The organism is Lichenihabitans sp. Uapishka_5 (genome assembly GCF_033947565.1).
Classification (GTDB): Bacteria; Pseudomonadota; Alphaproteobacteria; order Rhizobiales; family Beijerinckiaceae; genus Lichenihabitans.
The window spans coordinates 23,598-33,287 of record NZ_JARPVX010000040.1; the positions used below are offsets into that span (position 1 = coordinate 23,598).

Annotated in this window: 8 protein-coding genes and 1 pseudogene; 6 read left to right on the plus strand and 3 right to left on the minus strand. The window is 58.0% G+C overall.

Features of this window, described 5'->3' with window-relative positions:
* Positions 1-56: 56 nt before the first annotated feature.
* Positions 57-1,037: an aldo/keto reductase gene (locus P7D22_RS14230; protein WP_319934909.1), complete on the minus strand. Its 981-nt coding sequence runs from the start codon at positions 1,035-1,037 to the stop codon at positions 57-59.
* A gap of 86 nt (positions 1,038-1,123) precedes the next feature.
* On the opposite strand from P7D22_RS14230, the gene pyrF reads away from it, so the two are divergent.
* The 6 genes and pseudogenes from pyrF to P7D22_RS14255 all read left to right on the plus strand — a co-directional run.
* Positions 1,124-1,816, plus strand: a complete 693-nt coding sequence (gene pyrF, locus P7D22_RS14235) for an orotidine-5'-phosphate decarboxylase (protein WP_319934910.1) — start codon at positions 1,124-1,126, stop codon at positions 1,814-1,816.
* Between the two features lie 149 nt (positions 1,817-1,965).
* On the plus strand, positions 1,966-2,847 hold the full coding sequence (locus tag P7D22_RS14240; protein WP_319934911.1) for a hypothetical protein: 882 nt from the start codon (positions 1,966-1,968) through the stop codon (positions 2,845-2,847).
* A 151-nt stretch (positions 2,848-2,998) separates the two neighbouring features.
* Positions 2,999-4,531: a right-handed parallel beta-helix repeat-containing protein gene (locus tag P7D22_RS14245; RefSeq protein ID WP_319934912.1), complete on the plus strand. Its 1,533-nt coding sequence runs from the start codon at positions 2,999-3,001 to the stop codon at positions 4,529-4,531.
* Positions 4,532-4,657: 126 nt separating this feature from the next.
* Positions 4,658-5,752 (plus strand): glycosyltransferase family 4 protein, encoded by a 1,095-nt coding sequence (locus P7D22_RS14250; protein WP_319934913.1) that lies wholly within the window; start codon positions 4,658-4,660, stop codon positions 5,750-5,752.
* Between the two features lie 43 nt (positions 5,753-5,795).
* Positions 5,796-5,942 (plus strand): hypothetical protein, encoded by a 147-nt coding sequence (locus P7D22_RS23525; RefSeq protein WP_442916091.1) that lies wholly within the window; start codon positions 5,796-5,798, stop codon positions 5,940-5,942.
* Between the two features lie 123 nt (positions 5,943-6,065).
* Positions 6,066-6,698, plus strand: a pseudogene (locus P7D22_RS14255) (transposase); the annotation flags it as partial.
* A gap of 313 nt (positions 6,699-7,011) precedes the next feature.
* Here the strand turns inward: P7D22_RS14255 and P7D22_RS14260 are convergent.
* Together P7D22_RS14260 and P7D22_RS14265 are read right to left on the minus strand one after the other, a co-directional pair.
* The gene (locus tag P7D22_RS14260; RefSeq protein WP_319934914.1) at positions 7,012-8,052 is read right to left on the minus strand and encodes a glycosyltransferase family A protein; all 1,041 of its coding nucleotides are present in this window, start codon (positions 8,050-8,052) and stop codon (positions 7,012-7,014) included.
* A 42-nt stretch (positions 8,053-8,094) separates the two neighbouring features.
* Positions 8,095-9,534, minus strand: coding sequence for an oligosaccharide flippase family protein (locus P7D22_RS14265; RefSeq protein ID WP_319934915.1), 1,440 nt, complete (start codon positions 9,532-9,534; stop codon positions 8,095-8,097).
* Between the last annotated feature and the right edge of the window lie 156 nt (positions 9,535-9,690).

Consider the following 9,690-nt stretch of genomic DNA (forward strand, 5'->3'; position numbering starts at 1 on the left):
CGGGCCACGGATCATGCTGTTCCGCGGCCCGGTATCATGCTTCGAAGCCGGTGTTCTCAGCCGTTGAGCGCCCCCATGGCGGCTTCCGGATAGCGCAAACCCGCTGCGGCCCCTTGCGGGAAGGCGGCGTCGATCTCGGCGAGCTCCGCTTTCGACAGGCTGACCTCGAGCGCCCCGATGTTGTCTTCGAGGTAGATCCGCCGCTTGGTGCCGGGAATCGGCACGATGTCGTCACCCTGGGCCAGCACCCAGGCGAGCGCCAGCTGGGCCGGCGTGCAGTTCTTGCGGATGGCCAACCGCTTCACCTCGTCCGCGAGAACCTGGTTCCGGTCGACGTTATCGCCCGAAAAGCGCGGACTCTGCCGGCGCCAGTCATCCGCGTCGAGGCTGCCCACTGTGACGGCCCCGGTGAGGAAGCCGCGACCGAGCGGGCTATAGGGCACGAAGCCGATGCCGAGCCGGCGACAGGTGTCCAGCAGGGCGCCCTCGGGATCACGCGTCCAAAGGGAATATTCGGTCTGCAATGCCGTGATCGGATGCACCTTGTGGGCACGCTCGATCGTGGCCGGGGCGGCCTCGCTCAGCCCGAGGTAGCGCACCTTGCCGGCCCGCACGAGGTCCGCCATGGCGCCGACCGTTTCCTCGATCGGTGTGCTGCGATCGACCCGGTGCTGGTAGAACAGGTCGATGTGATCGATGCCGAGCCGCTTCAGGCTGGCGTCGACGGCCTCGCGCACCCATTCGGGCCGGCCGTCGACGAAGCGGTTGCCGGCCGCATCGGTCCGGTTGCCGAATTTTGTCGCGATCACAAGAGTGTCGCGCTTGCCCTTGATGGCCTTGCCGATGAGCTCCTCGTTGGTGTGGGGGCCATAAATGTCGGCCGTGTCCAGGAAGGTGACGCCGAGCTCGATCGCTCGGTGCAGGGTGCGCGTCGATTCGGTGTCGTCGCGGTCGCCGTAGAAGGCGCTCATGCCCATGCAGCCGAGCCCGATGGCGGACACCTGGGGGCCTTGCGCCCCGAGTTGACGTTTCTTCATGACAATGGTCTTTCGCGGGCGCCCGGAACAGGGCGGATTCCCTACATAAGGCGCGCCGGGAGCGCGACCACGGAGACCTCACCGGCATGACGCCCGACCCCCGCCTGATCGTGGCGCTCGACCTGCCCAGCGTCGAGGCCGCAGCCGCCATGGTGGATCGCATCGGCCCGGCGGCCTCGTTTTATAAGATCGGTCTCGAGCTCGCCTTCGCGGGTGGCCTCGACCTGGCCCGCCGCCTCGTCGACAAGGGGCATCAGGTGTTCCTCGACTTCAAGTTGCACGACATTCCCAATACGGTGACACGGGCAACAGCGCAGATCGCCAATCTCGGGGCCACCTTCCTGACCGTGCACGCTTATCCGCAGACTATGGCGGCGGCGCTTGCGGGGCGCGGCTCGGGTGGGCTGCAGATCCTGGGCGTTTCCGTGCTGACCTCGGCCGACGACCAGGACCTCGCGGCGGCCGGCTATGCGGAGGGCGCGGCGGCGCTCGTGGCGCGCCGCGCCGGGCAGGCGCGCGACGCTGGCCTGCAAGGGCTCGTGCTGTCACCGCTCGAACTGGCTCGCGTGCGTTCCCTGGTGGGACCCGAGCTTCGCCTCGTCACGCCGGGCATCCGGCCGCATGGCAGCCAGGCGGACGACCAGAAGCGGACGCTCGCGCCGGGCGAAGCCATCGCGGCGGGGGCCGATTACCTCGTGGTCGGTCGGCCCATCACGGGCCATGCCGATCCGCGTGCCGCCGCCGCCGCCATTGCGGCCGCCATGGCGCATCCAGCCTGAAGGCTCAGGCCACGGGAAGGTCATCGGGCCCTGAGGTTACTGCACGGACGGGTGCAAGTGCCCGTCGGATTGCGCAGGAGACAGACAAGTACGGAGGGGAACGCGAAGGACCGGGCGATCGTTGATCCCACATCCTAGGGAGACCAAGCATGGCACCGCACCCCACCGCCGACACCAGCCGCCGCGTCGCCACCGCCTTTTTCGACAGCCAGGATGCCGCCGAGGCAGCCCAGCGCGACCTCACGGCGGCCGGTTTCACCCCTGACGCGATCGCCGGCCTGACCGGTGAGGCCGAGGCCTCTGCGGCGCCGATCCTGCCGGAAGACGGCGGCTTTTGGCACGCGATGAAAGCCTTTTTCCTGCCCGAGCCCGATCGACATGCTTATGCGGAAGGATTGCGGCGCGGCGGCTTCGTGTTGAGCGTCACCACGGGCCCGGAGGATTACGACCGCGCGCTCGACATTCTCGATGCCGATGGCGCGGTCGACATCGACGAGCGGGCTCGCGACTGGGAGTCCGAAGGCTGGGCCGGCTGGCAGGAGGGCATCGAGCCGCTCGCCGGCAATCTGGGGCGGCCCGACAATTCGACCGCCGGCTTCGGCGCAAGCTTTGCGGGCGAGGACGGGTTCCAGCCGCCCATGCCGCACGACGCTGCCGGTAACGATAGCGCAGCCCGGGCCGATGCTGGCCGCGTGGGAACCGGCGATGGCTCGCCCGGCCTGCTGAACCCCGACATGCGTGAGCGCATCGGTGCCGGAACAGCCAGCATGACGCCGCCGACCCCCACGGGAGCCCAGGACGCGACGCTGCATCAGAACGCCGCTACGCTCGACCGCAAGGCCGCCATCGAGGACGCCTCGCTCGGGAGCCCGACGCGGGGCGGGGCCGAGATGCCGGACGTGCCCTCGACGATCGGCAGCACCAACCAGGACCGGGACGATTCGGCTGATGCCTGGACATCCCGCCGCGACCCGGAGATGCGGCGCGCACGCGTGCGGGGCTTTATCGTCGATCCTGATAAGCGGTCCTGAACATTGTGCCGCGCATTGTAGCCAACGGCCTAGACGGTTTTTGACGGTACGCCACGGCAAGCTGGATCGTTCGCAATTGATCCAACGGTGTTCATCGTTTGCACGCAGAAACGCGCCACGGTGAACCCATCTTCAGACACGGAGAGTCCCGTTGAAACGAACTGCATTCGCATTCGCGTCTTGCGCCCTGACCCTCGGCCTGCCCGCCGTGGCGCAGGCCGCCACCGCGGTCTATCCCGGCTGCGCGGTGCCGGCCCTCAAGGCCGGCCACCACACCTTCTACGTCGACCCTGCCAAGGGAAGCGCTGCCGGAGACGGCTCGGCCGCCAAGCCATGGAAGACGCTGGCCGAGGTGCTGGTGCCTGACGGTAAGCTGCTATCCACACAAGTTCATAAGAAGGTCGGAGGCGTAGATCCCCTTTCGAGCGCCAACCCGAACGGCCCGATCAAAGCCGGCGACGTCATCATGTTGATGAGCGGAAATCACGGCGTCGTTACGGTGCGAAACGCCTTTAACACTGACTTTGTGACCGTGATGGCGGCGCCCGGACAAACGCCGGTGATCAGCCAACTGTTTATGATGAGCGCGGCCAACTGGGCATTTCAGGGCATCAAATTCCAGGGAGAAGATCCTGCCTCTGTATCGCCGCCTGTCAATATCGCCAATCGAGACGGAGCAAATATGATTTCGCTGGGGGGGGGTGAGTGGCAGGGAACTAGTAGCAACATAGTATTCACTGGAGACACGTTTTCGACGACTGACGACGTTTCGGCCTGGAGCGCCAAAGACTGGCTACTGAAACCCTACCGCACTACGATGCAGATCAAGTCTCCGACTTGTACTAGCGTCACGGCTAGCCGGTTCTACAACGTTCTTGATGCGCTCTACATTGGTGCCGATAAAGCTTTAGTGCAGGGTAATACGTTCGAAAAATTCGCAAATGATGGAATCGACACGGCTGCAAGTGACGTCATCATAAAATCCAATACAATCCGAGACAACGTAAGTCCTTCCGCTATCAATCCGTGGCATCCCGACGGCATTCAAGGATGGTCAAAAATCGGGAGCAGCGGGCCGATCCGTAACACCAATGTGATGATCGATAGCAACACCGTCATTAAAACAGGTGACCCTGACACTAGTTGGATGCAAGGCATATCGATCTTTGATGGCCTTTGGCAAGGATTGACGATCCAAAACAATGTCGTGGTTGCGAACGGCTTTCATGGCATCTCTGTCTACGGAGCTTCTGGCCTTAGAATATTGAACAATACGGTCGTGGCGAGCGCACCCAGCAAGCAAGTGAGTTGGATCCGCGTAGATCCCATGAAAGGCGGGACGCATTCGCAGGATGTGATTGTCCGTAACAACACCGCTCCCACCCTTTACATGAACGACACGAATATCACATACGATCACAATGTAATTGGTGGGAACTACACGGCGTTGGTGTCTTCAAAACTGATTGGAATCAATCAAACCAACACGGCATTATCGAATATAATAATTCCCACATTGACCAGCCAGTTTGTCACATTGGACAATGTCAAAGGCGCTTATGACCTGAGACTTCGTTCGGGAAGCAACCTGATTGGAGCTGGCTCATCCCTACTTGCACCGACACTGGACAACGCTGGGAAAACCCGTGCTAAGCCAACGGATATCGGAGCCTACACGCACTGAATAGTCTTCGCGTGATATGACCGAGGAGGCAGACGGCATCATGGTGTCGTCTGCCTCCGGCCTATCGGAGCCGAAACAGGCAGCCGAGCCATTGACGTTGACGACAAAGCATGGTCAGGGCGGCAGATGAGAATATCCTTCGTCTTGCCCTGTAGCGGCCGCTATCCGATCGGCGGATTTCGTATCATTTACGAATACGCCAACCGGCTGGCCGAGCGGGGCCATGCAGTCACGCTCGTTCATCTAATTGCACCGCAGCCCGAGCAGCTATCGCGGGAACGTTATTGGAAATCGATGCTGCAGTATTGGCGAGATCGCTCGACAGGTCGCTATCTGCCGAGCGACTGGTTTCGGCTTGACCCTCGTGTCACTACGACCTGCCATTTCAGTCTGGATGCGCGTGCCATTCCGGACGGCGACGTCATCATTGCCTCCGCGTGGCAGACTGCAGACGGCGTTGTACAAGCCGGAAGTCAAGCCGGGCGCAAATTTTATTTCATTCAACATTACGAGACGTGGAATAGCGATCACGCAGCGTTGACCGCTACATGGCGGCTCCCGCTGAAAAAAATTGTTATTGCCGCCTGGCTCAAGGAGATTGCTGTCGGGCTGGATGAGACAGCTGATATCGTCCCGAATGCAATCGACCATGACTTCTTTCACACCGTTATTCCGCCGGAGCAAAGAGCCGACGGATCGATCCTACTGCAAAGCCATCGTTTGGACTGGAAGGGTACCAAGGATGCCATTAAGGCGCTGAGGATCTTACGCGACCGGGGTTTAAGCTTCGATTTGACACTTTTTGGACTGACGCGTCCCGAAGCCTCAGACATCGACTTTCCCTACCAATTTGTCCTAAATCCCCCGCAAAGTGAACTCAAGAGATTGTATAGCCAGACCTCTATATTTATAGCTCCCAGTTGGTCAGAGGGATGGGGACTTACCCCGCATGAAGCCGGCGCTTGCGGTGCAGCACTGGCCGTTACAGACATTGGCGGTCATAAAGAGTTTCTGGTGCAAGGCCGAACCGCTCTGATGAGCCCGCCCTGTGATGTTGTGGCTTTAGCAGACAATGTAGAGCATCTTTTGCAAGATTCACCGTTTCGTATTCAGCTTGCATACCGAGCCGCTCAAGAATTGCGTCGCTTCGATTGGAAACGTTCGGTTTCAGACTTTGAAAAGATTCTCTCTGATACCAGCAGTGGCGAGCGTGACTCGTAGGGGTTTTCAGGCAGTCTGAATCATCATGGCATTGGAGATTGCCATGGCGACGCCCCTTCCCCTTCGCGATGACTTCGATGGTATGGCCCTTCGCCGGATGGCGCGTGCCACGAAGGATGCTGATCAGGCGCGACGGTTTCTGGCCCTGGCGCGGATCTACGACGGCGGCTCGCGCACGGAGGCGAGTTGAAGGCGCTCGGCTTTGCCAAGCTCTCGGCCCGCCCGCGCCATCATGCCCAGAACGAGCTCAAGGTGAACGCTTTAAAAAGATTTGCCAGCCGAGTTGGCGGCCATCGAGGCCAATCTCCCGTACGGGACCGAGATCGAGATCTGGTGGCAGGACGGAGACCGCATAGGCCAGAAGAACAAGATCACGCGGCGATGGGCGGAGCTGGCCAGGGGCCACGGCGAGCGCAGCTTGACGGGGTGGCCAGCGGAGGGCCGCCGGGGAACGCGGTCGTCGGCGCCGCAGGATCAGCGCACCATGTTGGCGAAGCTGGCCAGGGCCCACGCCAAGCGCAGCTTGGTGGGGTGGACAGCAGAGGGGTACATCTTCGGGGCGATCTGCCCAAAGAAGGGTAAGGGCGCCGGCCGCGTTCTGCCCTACTGCGACATGGGCGCGATGAACCGCCACCTGGTCGAAATCTCGGCCACCGTCGATCCGGGCGCTCATGCGGTCGTCATCCTCGATCAAGCCGGGTGGCACGCGACCCCTAAGTTTACTGTGCCCGGCAACATTGCGCTGCTCTTCCTGCCCCCGCGAGCCCCCGAGCTCAATCCGCAGGAAAACTTCTGGCAGTTCATGCGCGACAACTGGCTGTCGAACCGCATCTTCGCCGACTATGACGACATCGTCGGCCACTGTTGCGAGGCCTGGAACAAGCTCGTCGACCAGCCGTGGATCATCATGTCCATCGGATTACGGGACTGGGCGCATGCGTTCTGATCAGCGCACGTTGGTATGACTCTCAGAGATAATTCTTGATTCGCAACAAGGCAAAAGCCACGTAGTGTACCAGCTTGTACATTATGGGTATGCCGTTCCATTGATGTCCTGTCGAGAGACGGCCGCTTTCGTGATGCGTGCATGACACTGAATTAAGAAGTCTGCCTCACCTGTTGTATTATCTGTGCCTACCCACGTATGCTTCTGAAACCCAAAAAGTTAACATAGAAAATAACTATTCCTGCCAGAGGTAAGTCATTCAATAAAAATTAATTATTATATAATATTACAGTCGACGCCGTAGGAGCCAGCCCTATTCCGTTGGTTCAGGTATGAGGTCACACAGGCTGCGAAAAGCACTGCCTAAGGACTCTAAGTTTGCGTCTAGAAGTAAAGCTCGATTACTCCAGGCAAATTGAGCTCCCTTTGTTACTTCGTTCCAATGTAAATCGTTACGTATACTATACAAAAAAATCTTGTAATGCATATATCTCGAAAAAGACCCCCACGCACGCGAGTTGCGAGGAATTACTTTGCAGCAAATGTATATGTAATTGGCAATCTGACCGAACCCGTATTTAAACCCACCACTCCGCTTGCCCGGAAATGAATGATGAAAGACCCGGCTGCGCTCAGCGCTCATCAAAAGAAGGTTTTGACCCTGAATACGCAACGACGCATCCATATCTTCGTGCTGACAATATCCCGATGTATACCCAAGTAACTCATCGAACTTCTGGCTTCGAATTGCATCCGTCCTGAAGCTCATTCGAAAGCCGCCGACAGTATTTACCCGTCGGGCGAGAGAAGGTGTGCTCCAGGTGAGCGGAGCCATCTTACTTGCCAAATCATCAGCGTAGACAAGAAACGGTTGTTTAAAAAATCGGTTTTCAACAGATCCGCGCAATGGCTGTATTAGAGCCTTCAGTCGCACGTTTGATGCCGGCTTATACGACAATGTGTCTACATCCATCGGCGAATAAAGTACACTTCTAGCCGTCACTCCCCCAACCCGCTGCCCTTGGTCGAGTTGATAAATCTTAATCGTCTCCTCGGCAGTGTCCGAGAACCACAATGAATCGTCATCTGGCATCATGACAATCGGAGCTGTCACCTCCTGAACGCCTCGGTTGCGCTGGTAAGCCGAGCTTCGAACAGAAGACTGGAGCACATCGAAGGCGATAGCACTTTCGTCAAGCGCGTGATGAGCTACATCGATAATCTCGGAATGGTTGTCACTCGCATCAACGATGATGATTCTGTTTGGTTTATGCGTCTGAACTGCGAATAAGGGGAGCGACAGAGCCAAGGCCTGAGCGCGATTGCGCGTCGCGATCACAATGTCGTATTGCATGCTGCTCCTCGATGAACATTCACGGTCATAAGCCCTTATTTGTTAAATCGCGTTACCGCGAGCGACTTTCGAAGGCACAACTGCGCGAAGCAGCTGAGTGGTCGAGCAGTTAGCACCTACAAGGCTTGTCCACATCAACATTGCATATAAAACTGTACCGGTCATGCAGATTGCTGCTCGCAACAGCGGGTCGTTTCCGTCCCATAGAGACGATGTAAGGGCTGTGCTGGCAACCAGGAACAGTGTTCCCATAACTGTTTTATAGATGAACAGCTTACTGATCGGAAGTACTGTTGAGAAGTTCGCGATAAGCCATGTCAAAGATGCCGCTTCGCCGACACACATACCAATGAGAAGATATTCTAGACGTCCCGCTATGAAAAGAAGCCCCCCGCCGATCGCGAGTCCAGACATCGATAGCGTTGTATAACGCACAAGCAACTCGTTCTTGCCGTACGCGAGCACAGGAGGCGTCGGTAGGCATCCCATATACCGTATTGCCCCAAGAAGGGCCACGAGGCTGACTAATGCTTGATCGACCTGATATCTGGAACCGTAGACAAGAGCTGTCACAGGTTGTCCCAGGGCAATGAACCCAAAGCCAAAAGTGCCTCCAATCATGGCGACAGTTATGACCCACAATTTGGATATATGTTGTCGGTCATCGTGACCGGCATTAACAAAATGCGGTGTGTAAACCGAACCGAGGTAACGAGAGATAGCAGCTCTCGGAAGCAACGCTGAGGTGGTTAGCGCAGTGTAATGGGCAAGCTGCGATAATCCAACTTTTGCGCCGGTCAAGGCGCGATCGCCAAGCGACGAGACCGCATTTGCAATACCGTTTAAGGCAAGCAGCCGACCATATCGCCAGGACTCCGCTACAATGGCTTGATCCCAGGCTAAGCGCCAAGGCTGAGCGCTTAGAATGTGACTCGTGGCCACGTAGGTTAGCATGAACGTCAATACGCCCACTGCCATAGCCAGGAAATCATGCGTAACGCTTGCATAAATGATCGAAGTGCCTGTCCAGGCGATCTGAGATACGATCAGGCAGATGACCTTGGGATTGTAATCATATCGACGTGTCCGAGCATCGACGTCCAAGCTAGCGAAGCCTCGAATTAGAGAGCTAACTCCTACAATAATATAGGCTGGAGTCGTTGCCGGCGTATGGAACGTCCACGCAAAGACTGGCGCGCAGGCGATAATAAAAAAGCCGACGATACCGCCTCGCAAAATCGATATCGCGTGCAGCGTGGCCAACTCTTTGGCGGAATTAGATCGTACGGCGAGAGGTGTTATTCCAAGATCTGTAATAAGTTCAACGATACCGGCGACGACAGAAACAGTGATAGCGAGTCCAAACTGTTCTGGAGCGAGAAGGTGAGCGAGCGCGATGCCGCGGAAAAGAGCAGAGCCCACATCAGTAATATTCGCGATGCCCAGGAGTAAGCTCGAAGGGATCTTTTTAAGACGGGTCAAGTTGGATCCTTCCAGCGAATCAGAGGTTCAGTACGGTGAAAGCCTTGCTCTGAGCAAGACATTGCTAAATCGCTAGACCTCGAAAGCTGCAGCATTCGCGTGCCTAGTGCACTGACGCGCACAGAGGATTCACAGGACGCTGGGCTCGTGCGAGTC